Origin of the sequence: Microbacterium sp. CH-015 (genome assembly GCF_049707015.1) — a bacterium.
GTDB lineage: Bacteria > Actinomycetota > Actinomycetes > Actinomycetales > Microbacteriaceae > Microbacterium > Microbacterium aurum.
In genome coordinates this window covers 34,298-54,579 of record NZ_JBNAFJ010000006.1, presented here as the reverse complement: position 1 = coordinate 54,579, position 20,282 = coordinate 34,298, and the positions used below count along the sequence as shown (strand labels likewise).

The 20,282-nt window shown below is 69.2% G+C and carries 18 protein-coding genes and 1 pseudogene; 4 read left to right on the top strand and 15 right to left on the bottom strand.

Going from position 1 to position 20,282, the window contains the following annotated elements; translation table 11 throughout:
- Window positions 1–8: 8 nt before the first annotated feature.
- From ACPYN4_RS10310 to ACPYN4_RS10255, 12 genes are all read right to left on the bottom strand, one after another.
- Window positions 9–677: a DsbA family protein gene (locus ACPYN4_RS10310; RefSeq protein ID WP_076688290.1), complete on the bottom strand. Its 669-nt coding sequence runs from the start codon at window positions 675–677 to the stop codon at window positions 9–11.
- A 90-nt stretch (window positions 678–767) separates the two neighbouring features.
- Window positions 768–1,220 (bottom strand): hypothetical protein, encoded by a 453-nt coding sequence (locus ACPYN4_RS10305; RefSeq protein ID WP_076688288.1) that lies wholly within the window; start codon window positions 1,218–1,220, stop codon window positions 768–770.
- Between the two features lie 215 nt (window positions 1,221–1,435).
- A complete protein-coding gene (locus ACPYN4_RS10300; protein ID WP_048809234.1) occupies window positions 1,436–3,541 on the bottom strand; it encodes a heavy metal translocating P-type ATPase in 2,106 nt (701 codons plus the stop codon).
- Complete coding sequence (locus ACPYN4_RS10295) at window positions 3,538–3,882, bottom strand: hypothetical protein (protein WP_287271459.1); 345 nt, start codon at window positions 3,880–3,882, stop codon at window positions 3,538–3,540. The genes ACPYN4_RS10300 and ACPYN4_RS10295 overlap by 4 nt, the downstream gene beginning before the upstream one ends.
- Complete coding sequence (gene cmtR / locus ACPYN4_RS10290) at window positions 3,879–4,214, bottom strand: Cd(II)/Pb(II)-sensing metalloregulatory transcriptional regulator CmtR (RefSeq protein ID WP_067165134.1); 336 nt, start codon at window positions 4,212–4,214, stop codon at window positions 3,879–3,881. The genes ACPYN4_RS10295 and cmtR overlap by 4 nt, the downstream gene beginning before the upstream one ends.
- 7 nt (window positions 4,215–4,221) lie before the next feature.
- Window positions 4,222–5,205, bottom strand: a complete 984-nt coding sequence (locus ACPYN4_RS10285; protein ID WP_424446300.1) for a bile acid:sodium symporter — start codon at window positions 5,203–5,205, stop codon at window positions 4,222–4,224.
- A 426-nt stretch (window positions 5,206–5,631) separates the two neighbouring features.
- Complete coding sequence (locus tag ACPYN4_RS10280; RefSeq protein ID WP_048809213.1) at window positions 5,632–7,161, bottom strand: multicopper oxidase family protein; 1,530 nt, start codon at window positions 7,159–7,161, stop codon at window positions 5,632–5,634.
- The gene (locus ACPYN4_RS10275) at window positions 7,154–9,775 is read right to left on the bottom strand and encodes a heavy metal translocating P-type ATPase (RefSeq protein ID WP_424446298.1); all 2,622 of its coding nucleotides are present in this window, start codon (window positions 9,773–9,775) and stop codon (window positions 7,154–7,156) included. Before ACPYN4_RS10275 ends, ACPYN4_RS10280 begins: the two co-directional genes overlap by 8 nt.
- A complete protein-coding gene (locus ACPYN4_RS10270) occupies window positions 9,775–12,237 on the bottom strand; it encodes a phosphoketolase family protein (protein ID WP_076688276.1) in 2,463 nt (820 codons plus the stop codon). Before ACPYN4_RS10270 ends, ACPYN4_RS10275 begins: the two co-directional genes overlap by 1 nt.
- 58 nt (window positions 12,238–12,295) lie before the next feature.
- Complete coding sequence (locus ACPYN4_RS10265) at window positions 12,296–13,156, bottom strand: F510_1955 family glycosylhydrolase (protein ID WP_060959933.1); 861 nt, start codon at window positions 13,154–13,156, stop codon at window positions 12,296–12,298.
- Window positions 13,157–13,273: 117 nt separating this feature from the next.
- On the bottom strand, window positions 13,274–13,888 hold the full coding sequence (locus tag ACPYN4_RS10260) for a DUF305 domain-containing protein (RefSeq protein ID WP_056207384.1): 615 nt from the start codon (window positions 13,886–13,888) through the stop codon (window positions 13,274–13,276).
- A 100-nt stretch (window positions 13,889–13,988) separates the two neighbouring features.
- Window positions 13,989–14,459: a DUF6153 family protein gene (locus ACPYN4_RS10255; RefSeq protein ID WP_036286051.1), complete on the bottom strand. Its 471-nt coding sequence runs from the start codon at window positions 14,457–14,459 to the stop codon at window positions 13,989–13,991.
- A 164-nt stretch (window positions 14,460–14,623) separates the two neighbouring features.
- Here ACPYN4_RS10255 and ACPYN4_RS10250 point away from each other — a divergent pair, with 164 nt between their 5' ends.
- The 4 genes and pseudogenes from ACPYN4_RS10250 to ACPYN4_RS10235 form a co-directional block, all read left to right on the top strand.
- Window positions 14,624–15,079: a DUF6153 family protein gene (locus ACPYN4_RS10250; RefSeq protein WP_056207388.1), complete on the top strand. Its 456-nt coding sequence runs from the start codon at window positions 14,624–14,626 to the stop codon at window positions 15,077–15,079.
- A gap of 394 nt (window positions 15,080–15,473) precedes the next feature.
- Window positions 15,474–16,145: a M23 family metallopeptidase gene (locus ACPYN4_RS10245; RefSeq protein ID WP_005049595.1), complete on the top strand. Its 672-nt coding sequence runs from the start codon at window positions 15,474–15,476 to the stop codon at window positions 16,143–16,145.
- Window positions 16,118–17,035: a prolipoprotein diacylglyceryl transferase gene (gene lgt, locus ACPYN4_RS10240; RefSeq protein WP_239279408.1), complete on the top strand. Its 918-nt coding sequence runs from the start codon at window positions 16,118–16,120 to the stop codon at window positions 17,033–17,035. The genes ACPYN4_RS10245 and lgt overlap by 28 nt, the downstream gene beginning before the upstream one ends.
- Window positions 17,013–17,222 (top strand): annotated as a pseudogene (locus tag ACPYN4_RS10235) (cytochrome c biogenesis protein ResB); the annotation flags it as partial. The gene lgt and the pseudogene ACPYN4_RS10235, both read left to right, overlap by 23 nt.
- Window positions 17,223–17,286: 64 nt before the next feature.
- On the opposite strand, the gene istB reads toward ACPYN4_RS10235, so the two are convergent.
- The 3 genes from istB to ACPYN4_RS10220 all read right to left on the bottom strand — a co-directional run bounded on the left by istB (window position 17,287) and on the right by ACPYN4_RS10220 (window position 20,268).
- Window positions 17,287–18,072 carry an IS21-like element helper ATPase IstB gene (istB, locus tag ACPYN4_RS10230; protein ID WP_281652965.1) on the bottom strand — a complete coding sequence of 262 codons (786 nt, stop codon included), beginning with the start codon at window positions 18,070–18,072 and terminating at the stop codon, window positions 17,287–17,289.
- Window positions 18,072–19,322 carry an IS21 family transposase gene (istA, locus tag ACPYN4_RS10225; protein WP_315550624.1) on the bottom strand — a complete coding sequence of 417 codons (1,251 nt, stop codon included), beginning with the start codon at window positions 19,320–19,322 and terminating at the stop codon, window positions 18,072–18,074. Before istA ends, istB begins: the two co-directional genes overlap by 1 nt.
- 328 nt (window positions 19,323–19,650) lie before the next feature.
- Complete coding sequence (locus tag ACPYN4_RS10220) at window positions 19,651–20,268, bottom strand: hypothetical protein (RefSeq protein WP_135948657.1); 618 nt, start codon at window positions 20,266–20,268, stop codon at window positions 19,651–19,653.
- Window positions 20,269–20,282: the final 14 nt, after the last annotated feature.

Here is a 20,282-nt window from a genome sequence, read left to right as displayed (position 1 = left end):
CGCCCTCATCACTGGCCACCGTTCACCGCAGCCTGGATGGCGTTCTCGAGGTCGTCCCACTCCTGCAGCTCGAGCAGCTCACCGTCGAGGAAGAACGTCGGTGTGCTGCTCACGCCGAGCGCCTGGCCCTCCTCGAAGTCCAGCTCCACCCGCTCCGTCGTGGCCGGGTCCGCCACGGCGGCGTCATAGGCGGCCATGTCCAGACCGATCTCCTCCGCGAAGCCGCGGAACAGGTCGGCGCGAGATTCCTGCGCCTCTCCCCACTCCGCTTGCGTCTCGAACAGCCGGACATACATGTCCTCGAACCGGTCCTGTTGCGCGGCCGCTTCCGCTGCGACCGCCGCGTTCTTGGAGTTGAAATGGCCCGGCAGCGGGAAGTAGCGGACCACATATGTGATCTCCCCCGCGAACTGCTCCCGCAGATCCTCCACGATCGGGAAGAACGCGCCACACGCCTCGCACTCGAAGTCGAGGAACTCGACCAGGGTGACAGCGCCCTCCCCGCCGTCGTCGAGGACATGCGAGCTCTCTCGCACCACCTGCGGGGATGCGTCACCGCCCCCCGATGAAGGTGGAGCTGTCTGGCTCTGATTGACAAGGACGTAGATCAACGCGGCGACCACCATCACCACCACTACGGCTATGGTGACGAGTGTCGCCTTCACAGGGGTTTTCATCGGGTACTCCAAACCAAGACACGGCACAGGACAGAACCCGGGCACGCAGCCCGGGACGAAGCGCCACCCGGAAGGGCGGCGTGCCAGATGTCAGGTTCGGGAAAGGCCCAACTGAGTCAGCGAGAAGACGATCGGGTGAGCACGGGCGGCCGGCGCCGGAAGCAGCGAAGGCATTCGTGGTCCGTCACCGAGCACCGGAGGTATCCGCCGACGCCACAGTCCTCGCAGCACCACCATGAACGTCAGCCCGCACAACACGCCGAGTATGCACAGCGCAGCGCCCACCAACGCGTCCGGCCCAGAAGCGACGGCACCGGCGACCGCCTCATGCTCGGCCGGGGCGTCTGCCACGGGCTCGACATGCGGGTCCATCAACCCAGAAATCACCAGCGGGACAGGAGTCGAACCGTCCGCCTCTGTGTGACCCGTCGCTGCCAGACCCAGCATCAGCAGCAACGCCAAACCGACGCTGGTAATGAGCCTCATTATCAACAACTGCTCATTCAGCGTCACGGATTGCGGAGTCCGGGCCGAAGAGACCATCGCCAATAGCCTACCGTGCGCACCTAAACCCATTCGGAGCCCGGTTCACCCGAGCACGGGAGCGCCGGCAGCGCCGGCCGGGTCCGGCGCGGCTAGCCGGTCAACCAGGACGATGACGACGGCAACGGTGGCGAAGGTGGCTTTGATGGGGGTCTTCACAAGGGCCGGTTCCAAGTCGGGCGGTGTTCTGCCACCGCGGGGCGAGGGGTCGGTGGTCAGGCGTGGGCGGGTTCGGGCTGGCGAGCGGGCACCGTGGCGAGTTGCCGTAGCGCAGCGGGGCGACGGGCGGCGCGGACGCCATTGAGGATGACGACGACCTCGGCGATCTCATGCACCAGCACGACGCCGGCGAGCCCGAGGATGCCGAACAGGGCGAGCGGGAACAGCGCGACGATGATCGCCAGAGCCAGACCGATGTTGGCGGTCATGATGCGTCGGCCGCGGCGGGCGTGGGCGAGGGCGCCGGGGATGAGGCGGAGGTCGTGGCCGATGAAGGCGACGTCGGCGGACTCGATCGCCGCCGCGGAGCCTTTCACACCCATCGCGATCCCGACCGTCGCCGTCGCCAGTGCCGGGGCGTCGTTGATGCCGTCGCCGACCATCGCGGTCGGTTGCTGCGTGACGAGCGCCTCAATCGCGGCGGCCTTGTCGGCGGGCAGCTGCTCGGCGCGAACGTCGGTTACGCCCGCCTCGGCGGCGATGGCGTGGGCGGTGCGGGTGTTGTCGCCGGTGAGCATGATGGTCTCAATGCCCTGCGACTGCAGCATCCGGACCGTCTCGGCCGACTCCGGGCGCAGCTCGTCCCGCACGCCGATCAGGCCGGCGATCTGCCCGTCCGCCTCGACCACGACGACGGTCATGCCCTGCGCGGCAATCGCCTCCGCGTTCAACTGCTGGCCGGCGGGATGGAGCCAGCGGACATTGCCGACCCGGATCGCCCGGCCGTCGACGGTCCCGGTGATGCCATGCCCGGCCTCCTCGACCACCTCCGTTGCGGGGCTGGCGACGGGTGCGGCCGCGATGATGGCCGCGGCGAGGGGGTGGGTGCTGGTGGCCTCCACGGCGGCGGCCCAGGCGAGTAGGTCGTCGCGGGTGATACCGGGTGCGGGCTGGACGTCGACGACGGTGGGCTCGTTGCGGGTGAGGGTGCCGGTCTTGTCGAGGGCGACGGCGCGGATCGTGCCGAGCTGCTCGAACGCTTCACCTGACTTGATGACGACGCCGAACTTTGACGCCGCTCCGATCGCGCTGATCACCGTCACGGGCACCGCGATGGCCAGCGCGCACGGGGATGCCGCAACCAGGACGACGAGGGCGCGTTCGATCCAGGTCCACGGGTCGCCGACCAGCAGCCCGAACAGGGCGACCACGGCAGCGGCGATCAGGACGACGGGAACGAGCGGCTTCGCGATCCGGTCGGCGAGGCGTGCCCGGTTGCCCTTGCGGGCGTGGGCCTGCTCCACGAGGGCGACGATCTGGGTGAGGGAGTTGTCGCGGCCGTCCGCAGTTGCCTCGATCCGCAACGTCGCCGCCCCGTTGACCGAACCGGCGGCGACCGGATCGCCGGGGCCGACCTCGACCGGGATCGACTCGCCCGTGATCGCCGACGTGTCCAGGCTCGACCTACCCTCCACGACCACGCCGTCTGTGGCGATGCGATCGCCGGCACCGATGACGAGGATGTCCAGCTCACGCACGTCCGCGGCGGGGATCGTGACGTCGCTGGTTAGGCGGGAGACGCGGACAGTGTCGGGGATGAGGGACAGAAGGGCGCGCAAGCCTTCCTTGGCGCGGTCCATCGCCCGGTCTTCAAGCGCCTCGGCCAGGGAGAACAGGAACGCCAGGGTCGCGGCCTCGCCAACGTGGCCGAGCAGGACCGCGCCGATCGCGGCGATGGTCATCAGCAGCCCGACCCCGAGGCGACCGCGGATGAGGCGGCGGATCGCGCCGGGGACGAAGGTGTAGGCGCCGGCGAGCAGCGCCGCCCACTGCAGCACCAGCGCCGGGATGTGCAGACCAGTCCACTCGAACGTGTATCCGGCGAGGAGGAACAGCCCGGACAGCGCGGAGGGAAGCAACGCGAAGTCGCGCCACCAGGGCGGGCGGACCTCCGGCTCCTCGTCCGCCTCGGTGGGGGTGGTGGCGAGGTCGGGGCCGCAGCAGGCATCGCCCGCATCGTGCACCGCGCTTGGCGCCGCGGTCTTGGAGGAGGGTTCCGCGGCGCAGCAGGCGTCACCGGTCGAGAGCGGCCGGGACAGTTCGATGCGCCGGACCGTACCGGGCTTGCGCGGCTCGTTGGGGCCGCAACACTCTTCGCTCACTGCACGCTCTCCTTCGTTGCGGGGGCGGGCGTCTGCTCTAGGAACGTGAGCGCGGCCAGTGCGTCATCGGTGCCGGTAACGGAAAGGGGCAGGTCGGGGTGGGTCGTGTCGATCGCCCAAGTCGCGAACGCGCAGCAGGACTGCTCGGTGCGGACCAGCTCCGTCAGCCGGGCGGTCGCGTCGTCGATCTTTGGGTAGTGGACGGTGATCTGGGCGGCCGTCCTGTCGATGTCGAGGAGGTAGTCGTCGTTGAATTCCTGCCACGCGGCTAGCTGTGCAGCACCAGCGCCGGGCGTCAGCGTGCAGGCCACCGGCAGCAGGTCACGGTCGATGAGGCTCATGCGCAGCACTCGCACTGATCGTCCATGCACGGGGCGCCCTCGTCGACGGCGACGACCGCCTCGAGCAGCTGTCGCAACCCCTGGGTCAGATGCGGGTCGGCGATCTCATACCGGGTGCGCCGACCTTCCGGTGTGGCGACGATCAACCCGCAGCCCCGCAGGCACGTCAGATGATTCGAGACGTTCGTGCGGGTCAGCTCGAGATCTCGTGCCAGCTCAGCCGGGTAGCCGGGAGCGTCCAGCAGTGTGAGGAGGATCCGGGAACGGGTCGGGTCGGCCATCGCCCGACCCAGCCGGTTCATCACATCGAGGCGAGAAGTAAGAGTCAGCACAGGCTGACTATACATTCTCCGCTGTACTAATGCGAGGGCGGATGAGTCGCGGTACCCCGGCGACCATGACCACCATTGCGACGAGCTCCACCAAGGTCTGAGTCACTACAACCAACGGCGTCAGAGCGAAAGATGCCGGCAGCGCGAGAGCGAGCGGGAGCACGACCAGCGAGTTGCGGGTGACCCCGCTGAACGTGGCCGCCCGGCGGCTGGGAACATCCAAGCGTGCCGCGCTCCCGAGGAGCGCACCGAGTGGTGCCACGATTAGGAAGAACACGACGAACACGGGAACCGCGATTAGCAGCTGGCCGAGAGCGCTGCTCACGCCGAAGACCTGCGAGCCGATCACCACGGCGAGAGTCAGCATCATCAGCGGCACCATTGCCGCCAGCACCACGCCCTCGATCGCGCGGCGGGCACGGAACCGTTTCGCCAGCAGCTGCGTGGCGGCGGCGAGAACGAGCGGCAGCACGATCAACAACAGAAATGCCTCCACGAACGGATGCGGGTCGAACGCACCCACCACCTCGGCGCCGGCCATCAGCCACAGGTACACCGGCAGCAACACGATCTGCAGAAGCATCAGCAGGGGCGTGGCAGCAAGCAGCCGCGCACGTGCACCGCCAGCCAGGCCAGTGAACACAATCACGTAATCCACACACGGCGTCAGCAGCACGAACAACACCCCAACGAGCACCGCCTGATCAGCCGCCACGGCGCGACTCAACCCGAACACGACCACCGGCACGACGACGAAGTTCAGGACGAGCACGACGCCCAGGAACCGCCAATCCGTGAAGGCCCGGCCGATCGCCGTGAACGGCACCCCCAGGAACGTCGCGTACAGCAACAACCCGAGCACGGGATTGATCGCCGACTCGAGCGGATCCGCCACCGCCGGCACGAGTAGACCGACCACCGCACCCACGGCGATCGCTGCGAGGTAGAGCACTACCTGATGCCGCTCCCACCACTCCACAGCTGTGCACACGAGCACAAGCCTGTCGAATGTAGCCGGTTCGCCCCTAATCGAGTGAGCGAGTAACCCTTCACCCCCAGCCAATGGCAGGACTGCTAGGTGCATGCCAACTACCCGCGGAATCTGTCATTTCGGATAGGAACCGACACGGCACTTACACGCATCGTTCTCACCAATCTTTCGGATCCGCCACTTGTCCGCCACTTCATCTAAGAATCCGCCATCTTCGCCGAGAACCTATAAGGGGTGTAGGTTCCCGGTCAAGGTGGCGGAGAACTCGGGGATTCCACGCTAATTGGCAGCAGTTTCGTCAGCAGGATTCCGCGCGAAATGGCAGATCCCTACATAAGAGTAGGAAGTCCACTTAGACTTGACGTCCGCCGCCGCCGTCCGATCGCCCGCGCGATCATCCTCCCGTGCTGGGGATGAACGCGCGGTTCATGACTGGTATCCGAGCACCGTGGTCATGCCGGTCTCGGCGTGGTAGATGTTGTGGCAGTGCGCGACCCACTGGCCGGGGTTGTCGGCGTCGAAGTCGACTGTCAGGGTCTGGCCCGGGAGGATGATGGAGGTGTCCTTCCGGGGGCCGCCGTTCGCGTGCTGGTAGGTGTGGCCGTGCAGGTGGAACGGATGCCACATCTCGGTGTCATTGCGGATCCGCAACTGCACCCGCTCCCCCATACTGACCGCGTGCGCGTCCCGCAACGGGTCGTTCATGTCGAACCGGCGCCCATTGATCCCCCAGTCGTACGCCTCCATCCCCCCGGTCAGCGCGAGGTGCACGACCCGGTCGGGGGATGCCTGGTGCAGGGTGACGGAGGCGGTCGCGCTCAGTCCGGCAGCGGTGCCGACCCTGCCGGTGCCGAGCTCGGCGACGGGGACGTCGCTGGCCGGAGCCGTGCCAGCGGCGGTGCGAACGAGCGCGAACGCGCGATCCTGCTTGCCTTCCGCGTCGGCGACGACAGGGAACACCCCATCGTCCAGGGTGACCTGCAGGTCGTAGCGTTCGCCCATCCCGATCAGGACACTGTCGACCTCGACAGGATCCACCGGGAACCCGTCGGTGTGGGTGATCGTCAGGGTGTGGCCGCCGATCGCGAACCGGAACGCGGTGTCGCTGCCGGCGTTGATGACACGGATCCGCACCCGGGCACCAGGAGTGCCGGTGAATTGGGCGGGGTCGGCTTTGGGTTTGCCGTTGATGAGGTAGTGCGGGTAGTAGACGTCGCCGGCGTCGCCGCCGAGCAGGTCGGAGGTGGCGCCCATCAGCAGGTTCCCCATCCGCATGAACATGTCGCCCATCCCGCCCATGTCTCCCATGCCCTTCGAGAGGTCGGTGAGGACCTGGTCCGGGGTGGCGGTGACGCCGTCGAGCCAGTCGTCGAGGATCAGCACCCACTCGTCGTCCCACGTCACCTTCTCGTCCGGGTCGTCGATGATGAGCGCACCGTAGAGGCCGTGGTCCAGTTGCGGGCCGACGTGGGGGTGGAACCAGTAGGTGCCCGGATGCGGGGTGACGAACTCGTATGCGAACTGTCCGCCCGGGGCGATGGGGGCTTGGGTTACCGGAGGGACCCCATCCATGTCGTTGCGGAGGGCGAGTCCGTGCCAGTGCACGGAGGTGTCCGCGTCGAGCTGGTTGCGGACGGTCGCTTTCAGCGTGTCGCCTGCGGTGAGCCGGATTACCGGGGCGGGGATACCTCCGAACGCCCAGGTGGCGGCGGCGGTACCGGCCAGGTCGAGCGTGGTGGGGGCGGCGGTGAGGTCGACGGTGGTGACTCGGCCGGTGCCGCCGCGGTTCTTCTCCGTGCCGGACACCGCTGCGCCGGTGGGTGTCACCCATTGCGGCGCGGGGGTGCAGGAGGCGAGCACGGCTGCCGCGACGGCGCCCAGTCCGAGTCCGAGCACACCTCGTCGGGTCAGCAGCATCGGGGAGGACGGTGTGGGAGAGAGCGGACGGTCAGGCATGTTCGGGCTCCTTCTGCATGGTCGTCGCAGCGGGCGCCTGGGCGGGCAGGCGGAGCCGCTTGAGGAGGAGGGCGTTGACGGCGACGATCACGGAGGAACCGGACATCGACAGGGCGGCGATCTCCGGGGACAGCATGATCCCGAACGCCGGATAGAACACGCCAGCGGCGATGGGGAGGGCGGCGGCGTTGTATCCGATGGCCCAGCCCAGGTTCTGCCGCATCTTTCGCAGTGTGCCCTTGCCGATCTTGAGTGCGATCGCAACATCGAGCGGGTCCGAGCGCATCAGGACCACGTCGGCGGTCTCGATGGCGACGTCGGTGCCGGCGCCGATCGCGATGCCGAGGTCGGCCTGGGCGAGGGCGGGGGCGTCGTTGACGCCGTCGCCGACCATCGCGACCTTCTTGCCCGTCTTCTGCAGCTCGGCGACCTTCGCGGACTTGTCCTCGGGGAGCACATCCGCGATCACGGTGTCGATGCCGAGGAGAGCGGCGATCCGGTCGGCGGTGGGCTTGTTGTCCCCGGTGAGCATTGCGACCTCGACGCCCTGCTCGTGGAGAGCGTCGATCGCGGTCTTTGCGGTGTCCCGGGGTGCGTCGGCGAGACCGATGATCCCGGCGACTTGCCCGTCCACGGCGAACAGGATCGCGGTGCGGCCGGACCCAGCCAGGTCCTGCTGAGCGGCCTGCACCCCGCTGATGTCGATCCCCTCCCCGGTGAGAAGGCGCGGGTTGCCGAGGACGACCTGTCGACCGTCGACGGTGGCGATCGCGCCCTGCCCGGTGACGTTTCGGAACGCGGTCGCGGTGCGACGGGGGATGTCGCGGGCGTCGGCGTAATTCACGATCGCTTTCGCCAGAGGATGCTCGGATTCCCGCTCCAACGCGACCGCGAGGGAGAGAGTCTCGAGCTCGTCGCCGCCGACGGGGATGTAGTCGGTGACCTCCGGCTCCCCCTTGGTGAGGGTGCCGGTCTTGTCGAACACGACCGTGTCGATGTGGGCGGCGGTTTCGATCCCGGAGGCGTTCTTGAACAACACGCCCCGTTTCGCGCCGAGCCCGGTGCCGACCATGATCGCCGTCGGGGTGGCGAGGCCGAGCGCGTCGGGGCAGGTGATGACGACGACGGTGATAGCGAACAGGATCGCCATCGGGATTGCAGCGCCGGCGAAAAGCCACACCAGGAAGGTGAGGGTGCCGCCGATCAGGGCGACCAGGACGAGCCAGAACGCTGCCCGGTCGGCGAGGCGCTGCCCGGGGGCTTTGGAGTTCTGCGCCTCCTGCACGAGCTTCACGATCTGCGCCAACGCCGTGTCCGAGCCGACTTTGGTGGCTGTGACGCGGAGGGTGCCGACGGTGTTCACGGTCGCTCCGATCACCTCCGACCCGGGCGCTTTGTCCACCGGCATGGACTCGCCGGTGACCATCGACTCGTCCACCTCGGACTCTCCGGATTCCACGACACCGTCGGTGGGGATCTTGGCCCCCGGCCGCACCAGCATCAGATCCCCCGGGACGACCTCGCTGGTGGGGATCTCGACCTCCTGCCCGTCACGGATCACGACCGCCTGCGAGGGTGCGAGCTCCAGGAGGGTGCGGATGGCGTCGTTCGCGCCGCCGCGGGCGCGCATCTCCACCCAATGCCCCAGCAGCACGAATGTGGCAAGCACCGTGGCGGCTTCGTAGAACACTTCACCGCCGCCGGTGAGGGTGACCGCGAGGGAGTACAGCCAGCCAGCGCCGACACCGACCGCGACGAGCACCATCATGTCGAGGGTCTTCGCGCGCAGCGCCCGGTAGGCGCCGTCGAAGAAGATCCACGCCGAGTAGAAGATCACCGGCAGGGACAGGATCAGCATGAACACGTCATCGCGCAGCCCGAACGGTGCCGGCACCTCGAATCCGATCACCTCCCGCCCGATCGGAGACCACAGGGTGATCGGGATCGACAGGATCAGCGCGACCAGGAACCGGTTGCGCATGTCGCGGATCATCGCGTCCATCGACATCCCGCCGTGATGCCCACCGTGGCCCATCATCTCCTGCGCACTGTGACCCGACGCTGCACCCTGATCGTGCCCACCCGCGGCCGCGGTGTGACCGGCGTGCTCGACGTGGTGACCGGCATGCTCACCGTCATCCGCCGTCGCCGACGGGGCGTGCGTGTGGTCGTGGCCAGCGGCGTGATCGTGGACGGGGTCGTCGTGATAGCCCGCAGGACCCTTATGGCCCGCGTGGCTGGCGTGACCCGTGGCATCCGTGTGGCCCTCGTGCGCGTCGTGACTCGCGTGCGGTTCTTGTGCGCCCTCAGCTGCGGGGCCGTGGTGGGCGCTGTGGTCGTGCGCACCCTCGTCGTGCGGGTCGTGCGCGGGGTCGCAGATATGGTCGGGGACGGACTGGCCGGCGCAGTGATACCCGCAGTCGATGACCCACTGCTGCAGGTGCGCGACCGAGGTGGTGTCGGGGTCGTAGGTGACGGTCGCGGTCTGCGAGACCGGGTTCGCGTCCACGGCGATCACCCCGGGTTGGCGGCTCAGGTGGGCTTCGGTGACGTTCTTGGAGGTCGCGCGGAGCATACCGCTGACTTGAAGGGTCACGGTTTTGGTGTCGTTCATCACAGTTCCTTCCCGATGACGGGGTCGGTGGCGGGTGTATCAGTGTCGGGGTGAGGCCATTCCCAGTCGGCGACGGCGGGGATGTCGGTGCCGTGCTGACGGGTGTGGGCGCGGGCGCGCAGGCGGGCGTCCTGCAGCTCCTGACGCAGCCCGGCTTGGCGGGCGGCCAGGCCAGGGACGTGGTCGAGGACGTCGATGGCGAGCTGGTAACGGTCGAGGTCGTTGAGCATGACCATGTCGAACGGGGTCGTGGTGGTGCCGCGCTCCTGGAACCCGTGCACGTGCAGGTTCTGGTGCCCGGCACGCTTGTAGGTGAGCCGGTGGATCAGCCACGGGTAGCCGTGGTAGGCGAAGACGACTGGCTTGTCGGGAGTGAAGATCGCGTCGAACTCCCGGTCCGGGAGACCGTGCGGGTGCTGGTCCTCGGATTGCAGCCGGGTCAGGTCGACCACGTTCACCACCCGCACTCTCAGGTCGGGGATGTGCTCGCGCAGCAGCGCCGCCGCGGCGAGGGTCTCGAGGGTGGGGACGTCGCCGGCGGCGGCGAGCACCACGTCCGGCTCGGTGCCTTCGGTTTCGGTGCCCGCCCACGGCAGGATCCCGAGCCCGCGGGTGCAGTGCTCGATCGCCTCGTCCATCGTCAGCCACTGCGGGGCGGGCTGCTTCCCGGCGACGACGACGTTGATGTACCCGGCCGAGCGCAGGCAGTGGTCGTAGGTGGACAGCAGCGTGTTCGCGTCGAACGGCAGGTAGACGCGGACGATGTCGGGGCTCTTGTTCAGGGCGAGGTCGATGAACCCGGGGTCCTGGTGAGAGAACCCGTTGTGGTCCTGCCGCCAGACGTGGCTGGAGAGCAGGTAGTTGAAGCTTGGGATCGGGTCCCGCCACGACACCTCCCGGGCCGCTTCGAGCCATTTGGCGTGCTGGTTGAACATCGAGTCGACGATGTGGGTGAACGCCTCGTAGCAGTTGAACAGCCCATGCCGGCCGGTAAGGACGTAGCCCTCGAGCCAGCCCTGGCACTGGTGCTCGCTGAGCACCTCCATCACCCGCCCAGTCGGGGCCAGGTGCTCGTCGACGGGCTCCACGGCCGCGTTCCACTGCTTGCCGGTGGCCTGGTAGACGGGTGGGGCGAGCCGGTTGGAGGCGGTCTCGTCCGGGCCGAAGATGCGGAAGTTGTCCGGGTTGTCCCGGATCACCCCCGCCAGCCACTCGCCCAGCACGCGGGTCGCTTCCCCGGTTCCCGCACCCCGCTCGGCCGGGTCGACCGGCTGCGCGTGCTTGTGGAAGTCCGGGAGCCGCAGCGGGACGGTGAGTTGTCCGCCGTTGCCGGCCGGGTTCGCGCTCATCCGCCGATCCCCGTCCGGGGCGATCGCGACCGTGGCCGGGCGGGGGGCGCCGGTCACGTCGAACAGCTCGTGCGGGCGGTAGGACGCCAGCCAGTCCTCGAGGATCCGCAGGTGCTCGGGATTGTCGCGGACCTCGGCGAGCGGCACCTGGTGTGCCCGCCAGGTGCCCTCCACCGGCAGACCGTCGATGATCTTCGGGCAGGTCCACCCCTTCGGGCTGCGCAGCACGATCGCCGGCCACGCCGGCCGCCCCTCCAGCGTCCCGGCCGCCGCGGCGGCCTTGATGTCCGCGATCTCATCCAGCACCGCATCCAGGACCGCCGCGAACGTCGCGTGGGACTCCTGCGGGGTCTCGCCATCGAAGCCGACCGTGACGACGTGGGGGTGATGGCCGTAGCCGCGCAGCAGCGCGACCAGCTCTTCCTCGGGGATGCGGGACAGCACGGTCGGGTTGGCGATCTTGTACCCGTTCAGATGCAGGATCGGCAGCACCACCCCGTCATGGGCGGGGTTGAGGAACTTGTTGCCGTGCCACGCGGTCGCCAGCGGCCCGGTCTCCGCCTCCCCGTCACCGATCACGCAGGCGACCAGCAGGTCGGGGTTGTCGAACGCGGCCCCGTAGGCGTGCACGAGGGAGTAGCCCAGCTCCCCGCCCTCGTTGATCGACCCGGGCGTTTCCGGGGACGCGTGCGAGGGGATCCCGCCCGGGAAGGAGAACTGCCGGAACAGCGCCCGCAGCCCCTCTTCGGTGCGGTCGATGCCCGGGTAGCGTTCGGTGTAGGTGCCGTCGAGGTAGGCGTTGGCGACCATGCCGGGTCCGCCGTGCCCGGGCCCGGTCACGTACAGGGTGTTCAGGTCGCGGTCGCGGATGGCGCGGTTCAGGTGGGCGTAGAGGAAGTTCAGGCCCGGGGTGGTGCCCCAATGCCCCAGCAGCCGCGGCTTGATGTCGTCCCGGCTGAGGCGGTGGCGCAGCAGCGGGTTACCCTGCAGGTAGATCTGCCCGATGCTCAGATAGTTCGCCGCCCGCCACCACGCATCCACCGCCGCCAACTGCTCGGCGGTGGCATCAGTGGTGCGGTGCGCCCACGCGGGGGGTGCCGGTGTGGGGGTCATGGTCGGTCTCCTTCCGATCCGCGACCGCTCGGGTCGCGCCAGGTGCGAATGACGGTGGTCATGGTGTTGCCGCCGGGATGAGAACGGTGGCGGTGGTGTCGCGGATCCAGACCACGCCGCGGTCATCGACCAGGACGATCGCACCGTCCCCGGTGACCCCGAGGGCTTGGACGGTTCCCGTGGTGGTGCCGACGTTCTCCCAGCCGGTGCCGACTAGGCGTCGCAACGTCCCGTCGGTGTCCACTCCGACCACCCCACCGGTTGGGTCGGTCTCCACCAGGTACAGCACTGGCGCGTCCGGCGCCGGGGTGAAGGTGGCGCCACCGTCGGTGCTGTGCTGCAGCCCGTCCTGGGTGGCGGCGTACAGGGTGCCGTCGGTCGCGGCGGCCAGGTCGACGGCGGGCAGCTCGGCACCGTCCGCCCAACTCTGCCCGCCGTCGCTGCTGGTGCGCAGCAGCAGCCGGGAGGATCCGATCCCGTACAGGGTGCCGTCGCCGGTGACGGTGAGGACGTGGAAGTCCTCTTCCCCGGTGAACGCGACCGGTTCCCACGAGGCGCCGGCGTCGAGGCTGCGGATGATGCCGAGGTTGGGGGCGCCGAGCTCCGCCGGGGTGGACGGGCCGGGGTGCCCGGACGCGTAGAGGGTGTCACCGGTAGCGGTCAGTCCCATCGCGTCCAGGTCGATGCCACCGACCGGGCCGGTGACGGTGCCGTCCTCGCCCAGCGTGTACAGGCCGGTGTGGGTGCCCAGCAGCACGGTGCTGTCACCGGCGTCGACGATGCCGTGCACATGCCCGAACCCGGCCGCGGTGCCCGCGGGGGCATCGGGCTCCGCAGGGGTGGTGCTGCAGCCCGTGAGCAGCAGCGCGACGGTGACGGTGGCCGTGATCGCCAGTCTGCGGGTGGTGGGAGAGATCATGAACGGAGGTCCTTTCCGTGCGGGTACGCCGGATACCGGTGACCGCACAGGGGTCGAGGGTGGGGCCTCGGACGGGACCGGCATCGGGAGCGCGGGTCCCGTCCGAGGGGTACCGGGTCAGAGGCTGGCGAGGATGTCCTGCATCGTGGTGATCTCGGCGGTCTGCCCGTCGATGATCTGCTGCGCGAGGGCGGCCACGTCCGGGTTCTGTCCGTCGGTGAGCACCGACTGCGCCATCGTCACGGCGCCCTGGTGGTGAGCGATCATGCCGTTCAGGAACAGGCGGGTCGCCTCGACCCCGGTCGCGGCATCCAGAGCGGCCATGTCGTCCTCCGACATCATCCCGCCGCCCATGTCCATGCCGTCCATCCCGGACATGGAGTCGTCGTACGGGACGCCCCACTCCTCCAGCCAGCCCTTCATGGTCTGGATCTCCGGGTCCTGTGCGGCCTTGATCTGCTCGGCGAGGGAGACGACTCGCTCGTCGATGCCGTCTTTCGCGAGGATCTGATCGGCCATCTCGATGGCCTGCTGGTGGTGCGGGATCATCATGGTCACGAACATCTCGTCCGCGGCGTTGAACGCGGCGGCGGACTGGGAGGGGGCGGTGCTGGTCATCCCCCCGGGTCCGTGGTCCATGCCGGGCATGGTGCCGTCGGTGGGGGCGCAGCCGGCGAGCACGAGCACGGTGGCCAGGGCGCCGGCGGTCAGCGTGAGAGTACGAAAACGCATCAGGGGTGTCCTTGTCTATTCAGTCGGTGAGGGTCTGATTCAGTGCCCGGGAGGGCAGGGTGCAGCATCCCCGGCAAGGGTCGCCGGGGTTCAGGCGGAATCAGGTGCGACTGATGGACAGGACAAGCAGTGAAGGCGGGCGGGGATGCGGCAATCCGACCAGCAGAGTCCGGGTATGGGAGCGCGAGCGGGCTACGGCGTATGTGAGAAGGGCACGGGACGTCGGGGCGAGCAGGACGATCACCGCGGCCAGCAGCGCCAGCACGCACACCATCATCAGCATCGAGTGATCCGGCATCCCCGCAGGGCTGCCGCACCCGTCCTGGCAATGCCCTCCAGCGCCCTCCGCCGCAGCTGCGGTCATCGGCGTATCGTCGGCGGCGGCTGGTGCGGAGCCGACCTGGCTGTGCGTGCTCATCGCGCTGGTCTCTGATGCCAGGGCGGGCTGGTGGGAACCGGTCAGGACGTGCATGGACAGCAGCCCGGTGATGATCGCCAGGGCGATCGGAGCGGCCAGCAGGAGCCGTCGCACCCCGGGGGTCAGACGCGCGTGCGAGCGAATCACGTTCACGACCGACCTCCTTCCCGTCCAGGGTAGCGGTGCCTTGCCTCCGCGACACGGTCAGAACACCACGCACGGGAGCGGGTGCCCCCTACCACTCAGCATATACCCATCCGGGGTATCCAGGATGGGTATCGCTTCGGGGATGGCTACCCGCCCGGGGTATGCTGGGCGTGATCGAGGAAGGGGCGTCGACGGTGAACCAGGTGGTGGCGCGACGGCGGGCACTCGGGTCCCGGCGTGCCCTGTGGTTCTACCTGGCCGCGGTGACCGCGATCATCGCGGGGCTGCTTGCGATGCATTCGCTGAGTCTGGAAGAGGACCAGGCGGGCACTGTCGTGTCCGCCTCCGCAGTCGTTGCGGCCCCCGATGCCGCCGCTGATGTCCTGGTCAGCGGGGTGGTGACGCCCTCGTGCGATGAGACGGTCTGCGGGACGTCTCATGCTTTCGCTGCCGTGACGTGTCTGCTCGCGTTGCTGACCCTGCTCATCCTGGTGCTCCCGGCCCGGGACGGGTGGATGTCGCTGCTGGCGTGGCTGCGATCCCTCCCCGGCAGGTCGAGCTCGTTCACGTCCGGGTCGCCTCTTCTGCGGCCCTCCCTGATCGTGCTGTCGATCAGCCGCACCTGATCAGCACCCCGCCCGCGCCCGCCGCCTGAGCCGCCGCCGGCGCGTGATGTCGCCGACGGTCCACGATGTGCGGCCCGCAGGCGAGCGCGACCCGTCTGCGGCAGCGCCATGGGTGATCCGATCCCGGATTCTCGCCGTGCACTCCGGGCCGCGGCTCCCGGTTGGACCGTGTGACGGCGACCGTGCGCACCTTCATCGTCCCCCTCATCCAGGAAAGTCTTGTATGCCCGAACCCGCCCCCTCCACCCCGACTCCCGGTACCGGAACGCGCCGTGCGGCGAGAGCCGCCCTGTCTTCCCCACCCGTCCAGACGCGACGCGATCGACGCCGTCGGCCCACCCGTGCCGCCCGGACACCTCGACACGCGCCGCGCCGCACGCTCACCCGATCCCGGATGCTCGCCGGCGCGGTGATGCTCCCGGTCGCGTCGATCGCCGGACTGCCGTTGCTGATCCCGTTGACGCCGGAGCCGGTGTTCGCCGTCGAGGCGACCCGCACCCCGGTGCGCGCCCAGTCGTTCACCACCCCCGACACCGTCACCGGGACGGTGATGGTGCGCGGGGACTACACGGTGGCGGTGACCGCCCCCGTCGGGACCGAGTCGTACGCGCACACCGCGGACACATTCACCAACGACCCGGCATCGGCGGTGCAGTGGCCGTTCACCGTGGGAGTGCCGATCAGCAGCACGTTCGGGTACCGCACCCCGCCATGCCCGTCCTGCTCAAATTTCCATGCCGGACTGGACATGACCCCCGGGATCGGCACCCCGATCCAGGCGATCGCCGACGGGGTGGTCACCACCGCGACGGAGCAGGGCGGCGCGTACGGGGTGTACGTGGTGATCCGGCACGAGATCGACGGGCAGGTCGTGGAAAGCGCGTACGCGCACATGCGGGAAGGGTCCCTCGCCCTGACCCCGGGACAGACCGTGCGGGTGGGGCAGATGGTCGGCCGGGTCGGGGACAGTGGACGCAGCTTCGGCGCACACCTGCACTTCGAGATCCGCACCGGAGGCGAAGCGGTGGACCCGCTGGCGTGGCTTCCGGCGAGGGTGAGGCCCTGATGGACGCACTCCTCATTGTGGCTCCGGCGCTGATCCCGAGCCCGGGGATCAGCTTCGTGCAGGTCGGTCCGTTCCAGATCCGGTTCTACGCGCTGGCGATCCTGGCCGGGATCGTGCTGGCGGTGCTGATCACCGGCCGTCGACTGCGGGCGGTCGGGCATCCGGCCGGGGTCGTGGTGGATGTGGCGATGTGGGCGGTGCCGTTCGGGATCCTCGGCGCCCGCATCTACCATGTGCTCACCCATCCGGGCGACTACTTCTTTCCCGGCGCGGACCTGTGGCGGGTGCTCTACATCTGGGAGGGCGGGATCGCGATCTTCGGTGCGATCCTGGGCGGGCTGGTCGGGATCGTGATCGGCACCCGTCGCGCCGGGATCCCGGTGCTGCTGTTCCTGGACGCGCTCGCCCCGGGGATGCTGGTCGCCCAGGCAGTGGGGCGGCTGGGGAACTACTTCAACCAGGAACTGTTCGGCCCACCTACCACCTTGCCGTGGGGGTTGCAGATCGACCCCTCAGCCCCCGCGATCCCGCCGGGGACCCCAGCGGGGACCCTGTTTCATCCGCTGTTCCTGTACGAGCTGCTGTGGAACCTGGCCGGTGCCGCCGTGATCGTGCTGCTCGAGCATCACCGTCGCCGGCACGGCCGGATCACGTTGGGCGCCGGGCTGAGTCTGGGCGTGTACCTGCTGTGGTACGGGGCGGGGCGGGCGGTGCTGGAGTCCATCCGGCTGGATCCCACCGAGCTGCTCGTCGGCGGGCTGAAAGCGAACGTGCTCACCGCCCTGGTGGCCGCCGTACTGGGGGTCGGGCTGCTCGCCCACGCCTCCTGGCGCGCCCGCCGCCGCGCACCCGTTCTGGAGAGGGGGGATGCGCGTGTCGATCCGCAGTGAGCAGGCCCCGCAGCTGCCCACCGATCACGTCGACCGGCCGGTGGACGAGCCCACGAATCCGCGCCTGAGCGTGTCGGGGTGGGCGCGGTGGGCGTGGCGGCAGCTGACCAGCATGCGCACCGCCCTGGTGTTGTTGCTGCTGCTCGCGGTGGCCGCGATCCCCGGGTCGTTGATCCCGCAACGCTCCTTGTCAACGTCGGCTGAATCCTGACCCCTTTTCGTCGTCTGAATCTTGACCCCCTGGGTTGTTGTTATCGGTCTCCGCCCGGGGTGGGCGGGGTCTTGAGGAGCTCGCGTCGAGCGCGGGTTCGGTAGGAGTCGCCGGCGAGGGTGAGGACCTCGGCGTGGTGGACGAGCCGGTCGATCATCGCGCTCGCGACGATGTCGTCGGCGAAGATCTCGCCCCATCGCCCGAACGGCATGTTGCTGGTCACGAGGATCGAGCCTTGTTCGTAGCGGGCGGCGATGAGCTGGAAGAACAGGTTCGCCGTGTCGGCGTCGAAGGGCAGGTAGCCGACCTCGTCGATGATCAGCAGTCGGTAGCGGCGGAGCCGTTTCAGTTCGTGCTCGAGGCGCCCCTCGCGGTGCGCGGCCTGCAGGCGGGCTGCCCATCCGGTGGCGGTGTCGAACGCGACGGGGTAGCCCGCGTGGCAGGCCTTGATCCCGAGCCCGATGCCCAGATGGGTCTTCCCGACCCCGGGTGGGCCGAGCAGGATCACGTTCTCCGCCTTCGCGATCCAGGTCGTCGTCGCGAGGTGCGCGAGAACGTCGCGGCGCAGCGAGGGCTGGTGGTCGGTGTTGAAGTCCTCGAGGGTCTTCACGGCGGGGAAGTGCGCGCCGGCGATGCGGAGGCTGGTGCCGTTCGCTTCCCGGTCCGCGACCTGGCGTTGCAGCACCGCGGCGAGGTATTCCTCGTGTGACCAGCCTTCCCCGCGGGCGGTGATGGCGAGGTCTTCCCAGACCCGCCCGATCGTGGGCGCCTTGAGCGCGCGGGCGAGGTAGCCGAGGGTCGCGGCGGTATCGGTGGTGGCGCCCATCAGAACACCTCCCCGGTGGTCTCATCGAACCGCACCCCGAACAGGGTGTCGTAGTCGCCCGGGTCGCGGAACATCACCCGCCGCTCCGGTGAGGCGAGGCCCGCGCGTTCCCGCTCGCGTTTCGCGACCGAGAACTGGCTGCGCAAGCCCTTCGCCGTCATCACGTGGGCAGGGTCGGTGACTACTGCGCTGGTCGCCCAGGACCGTTCGTGGTCGGCGACCGCGGTCCCGTCGCAGACCACGATCACCCGAGTGAGGGTCGCGGTGACATCCACGAGCCGGCCGATCACCCTGGGATCGACGGAGTAGTCGTTCCCATCGACGCGGACGTAGTAGTCCCTCCCCAGCCGGACCCGCGCCTGCAGCCCGGTGGCCGGCGGATGCGGCGGCAGCGCCGTCATCGCAGCCAGGTCTCTGTCGAGGACGTCGACGGGACGGCCGCCGAGGGAACGGACTATCCGGGCGTTCGCTCGCGGCAACCAGTCCTGCAGTTGTGTGTTGAAGTCCGCCGGGGAGGCGAACTGACGGCCGGGCAGGAACGACGTCTCGAGGAAGCCGTTGTTGCGTTCGGTCATTCCCTTGAACTCCGGATCCCGAGGCGGCGCGAGCACCACCCGGGTCGCGAGGGTCCCCGCGAACGCGGCCGCGAGCTGGGTGACCTTCCCCTTCCCGCCGATCGCCGATTCCCGATCCCAGACGAGCGTCTTCGAGACCTTCCCGACCTGCGCGATCAGCTGCCACATGCCCGCGGTCAGATCTCCGCCCTGACGAGACGGGAGCATCACCGCGGCCAGGAACCTCGAGAACGTGAGCGTCATCACCAACACCGGCAACATCGCCGCCTGCCCGAACCCGACCGGGATCCGCGGCTCCGGGAACCACAAATCCATCTGCGCCGCCTCGCCCGGCTGATGCACGATCCGGTCCGCCGGGTCGACGCCGGCATACTCGGGCCGGATCTGCCGGATGCGGTCTTTGAGGATCGTGATCGAGTGCTCCCACCCGATCCGCTCCGCGATCACCGTCGCCGGCATCTTCGCGTCCACACGCAGCCACTTCCGGATCTCCGGCTCCACCGCGTCGACCAACGACCCGCGCGGCGGCCTCCGATACACCGGCGGCTCGTCCGACGCGAGCGCCGCCCGCACCGTGTTCCGCGCGACACCGAGCCTCCGGACGATCGCCTTGATCGGCAGCTTCTCCGCGTTATGCAACCGGCGGATCTCCGCCCAATCTTCCACTGAAATCACCCTCCAAGAGTGTCGGAGGGGTCAAGATTCAACCGTCGCCTCGGGGTCAGTCTTCACCCGTCGTCGACATGCGCCCTGCACTATCCGGGACGGACCGACCCAGCCCCGCCCGGTCATACACCACGGCCCGCGTGAACGCGGCGACCCGGGTCTGCACCGACGCCCAGGTGGAGCGGGTCGCCGCCGATCCCGCCTCGAACACCACCGTCGGCACCCGGGGCCCCGGCGGGGCCCGGCAGCACCATCGCATAAGGGGCGCGCCCGCCACGGGTGCGCACCCACACCGGCTCCCCCTGCGTGTGCACACGCTCCCCCGCCATGACCCGCCCTACCGGTCCGTGCCCTGGCGGGAGGCGCCGGTCGCGGCGCGGTGGGCCTTCTCCCGCAGGGCCAGCAGGGCGAGGGTGTCGTCCTTGATCTGGGTGCGGCCGAGGATGCCCCAGTGCGCGCTCAGGTGGTCTTCGAGGTAGCGCAGCACCCGGGCGAACGGGACGGTGTGCCACGGCGCCCCCGCCCCGGGCGGGGAGGTGGGGTTGCCGAACACGACCGTGCGGATCGTGCGCCCTTCCGGCGCCACCGTCCGTCCCGTTTCCAGCAGTTCGGCGACCAGCCGGGCGGCATCGGTCGGGGCGCAGCACCCGAACCGGGTGAACGCGGCTTCCAGCACGGCCGGGTCCCGCATCGCCGGGTTGGGGTGCGGGCGGCCTTCCTTGACCTCGCCGACGATCATGTCCGCTCCGCCCCCGGCACCCAGGGCCGGGTCCAGCGGTGCGTCGACGGTCCCGGACGCTCCCGGTGCGCGGTGCAGCCGTACGGCGAGGATGTCCAGGTCGGTGATGGTGCGGGGACCGCCGGGACCGGTGGCGTCCAGCACGGGGTATTCGGCGACGGTGAAGTAGCCGTTGACCCGCAGGTACGCCTGCACCAGCCCGACCGCCGTGTCCACCCTCTATCTCCGAC

What these genes read in the sequence shown, in the direction of transcription:
- ACPYN4_RS10260 (WP_056207384.1), bottom strand. Translation starts at nt 13,888, where the DNA reads ATGCGTTTTCGTACTCTCACGCTGACCGCCGGCGCCCTGGCCACCGTG.
- istB (WP_281652965.1), bottom strand. Translation starts at nt 18,072, where the DNA reads ATGGGCGCCACCACCGATACCGCCGCGACCCTCGGCTACCTCGCCCGC.
- ACPYN4_RS10245 (WP_005049595.1), top strand. Translation starts at nt 15,474, where the DNA reads ATGCTCGCCGGCGCGGTGATGCTCCCGGTCGCGTCGATCGCCGGACTG.
- ACPYN4_RS10275 (WP_424446298.1), bottom strand. Translation starts at nt 9,775, where the DNA reads ATGAACGACACCAAAACCGTGACCCTTCAAGTCAGCGGTATGCTCCGC.
- ACPYN4_RS10265 (WP_060959933.1), bottom strand. Translation starts at nt 13,156, where the DNA reads ATGATCTCTCCCACCACCCGCAGACTGGCGATCACGGCCACCGTCACC.
- ACPYN4_RS10295 (WP_287271459.1), bottom strand. Translation starts at nt 3,882, where the DNA reads ATGAGCCTCATCGACCGTGACCTGCTGCCGGTGGCCTGCACGCTGACG.
- ACPYN4_RS10310 (WP_076688290.1), bottom strand. Translation starts at nt 677, where the DNA reads ATGAAAACCCCTGTGAAGGCGACACTCGTCACCATAGCCGTAGTGGTG.
- ACPYN4_RS10305 (WP_076688288.1), bottom strand. Translation starts at nt 1,220, where the DNA reads ATGGTCTCTTCGGCCCGGACTCCGCAATCCGTGACGCTGAATGAGCAG.
- ACPYN4_RS10280 (WP_048809213.1), bottom strand. Translation starts at nt 7,161, where the DNA reads ATGCCTGACCGTCCGCTCTCTCCCACACCGTCCTCCCCGATGCTGCTG.
- ACPYN4_RS10270 (WP_076688276.1), bottom strand. Translation starts at nt 12,237, where the DNA reads ATGACCCCCACACCGGCACCCCCCGCGTGGGCGCACCGCACCACTGAT.